We start from the raw sequence: 1,919 nt of genomic DNA on the forward strand, positions 1-1,919 counted from the left end.
GATGATTCATAGGGAAGACCTCTTTTCTGTGAGTTGGTTGGCTAACTTTATTCTACAGAAAGGGTCTTCCTTTTTCTATGAACATTATTTAGTGCATTTCTATTTACACAAAATATTTTACACTCTCCAAACCTATAAATGTCATTGAAATATTCAGTATATAATTCATCAATATTCATTCAAGAAACATCCTCTCGCTTGATTAACGAACTAATGGACGATTTGTTGCACCTAAAATTATTAAAATTCCTTTTCTCGAATTGTGGTGTTATTTATTCCTAACATCTTACATTAAAATGAAATTCTACCAACAAAAAGCGCAAAACATACGCTAAGCAAAATTCAATATAGAAAAAGCCGAAGTTTCCTACGCTAAGGAAAATTTCGGCTGATTATTTTTATTGAATAAGAGGGCGCAACGAATGTAGATCTGCTATTTTCTTCGTATCAAAGGTGTATTCACCAAGAAAATTGATATGTTCCCATCCTAGTGGTGAAATATGTTTTAATAAGTCCTCTCGTAAATTCCCTTTTTTATTCAACAGTTTTGTGGCTTCAGTTAAATATACCGTATTCCATACGCTAATTGCGTTAATTATTATGTTTAAAGCACTTGCACGTTGAAGCTGATCTTGCAATCCTCTTTCCCGCAACTCACCTCTTTTTCCAAAAAATAATGCTCTTGCTAAGCCATTCATGGCTTCCCCTTTGTTTAATCCACGTTGAATACGCCTTCGTAATGCTCCATTAGATATGTAATCTAAGATAAAAACGGTTTTTTCAATCCTTCCCATTTCTCGCAATGCAGTAGCCAACTTATTTTGCCTTGCATATGAGCCTAGTTTCCCCATAATAAGTGATCCCGACACTTTTCCTTCTCGTATAGAATGAGCCAAACGCAAAACGTTATCAAAGTTCTCATGAATAATCTTTGTGTTAATTCGCCCTCGAAGTAAACTTTCTATTTTAGGAAAATCACTTGGCTTTTGAATTGTATATAGTTTGGCATCAGCTAAATCACGAAGCCTTGGTGCAAAACGGAATCCTAACAAATGACTTAAACCGAAAACTTGGTCGGTATAACCGGCTTTAATTGTACTAGTATTAGAAGTAGTTATTAACGTATCTTGTGATAGTAATTACTTCTTTTATATTTCATTAAAGAATTATTATTTGTACTATTAAATTTATGAATATATAGTATCTTACGAATTAGGGGGTGGAATGTTGAAAGTACAAGAAGTTCTCATTCAAGAGAAGAAAAGATATCTATATTTCATAATAGAGACTTAACTAACTTGTGTCCATACATCCATACTAGCACCAGTCTTCATTTGTGCAATATAAAATATGTAAATTGAACTTTTAATTCCATACGATAGTGCAAAAATCTACCTTTTTTACTTTTTACTAGGTAGGAACTATGGTTTCTGTACAATATCGTTTTTGACGCTTACATAATTATAATGGCTCTAGTTATAGAGTATCAGGTATATGGGATGAAGAAACCTGCTAAAGTTAATATAAATCATCTTATACTAGTCTTTTAAACATGAAACGAACAGGGACAATAAGAATTGATTTGTAAATTCTCTACAGCCCGACTTCTCAATTTTAATACTGAGAGATCAGCCCTTTTATATTAGAATTTCTTAGCGTTGTAAATCTGCATTTTCCTGAGGTTACCGCAAAAAATCATAAACCAAAAGTTTCCTTAGCGTAGGAAATATCGGCTTTCTTTTTGTCGTATTTTGCTTAGCGTATGTTTTCCGCGTTTTGTTGGTAGGACCCCTATGAGGAAAAATGGGGAGAAATTGTTTCAGATTGGCTATTTGAGGATTCGAAATTAAAGAAAAAGTCAAGAAGGACTAGGAAACAGATTTTTGAGGATCTTCGGGAGATGGGTTTTAAAGGTTCTT

General features: G+C 33.2%; 1 pseudogene. It reads right to left on the minus strand.

Annotation, left to right across the window (positions count from 1 at the left end):
- Positions 1 to 398: 398 nt before the first annotated feature.
- Positions 399 to 1,139 (minus strand): annotated as a pseudogene (locus GJS40_RS12855) (Tn3 family transposase); the annotation flags it as partial.
- Between the last annotated feature and the right edge of the window lie 780 nt (positions 1,140 to 1,919).

Source organism: Aliibacillus thermotolerans, from assembly GCF_027853235.1.
In the GTDB taxonomy this organism is placed as follows: domain Bacteria; phylum Bacillota; class Bacilli; order Bacillales; family Marinococcaceae; genus Aliibacillus; species Aliibacillus thermotolerans.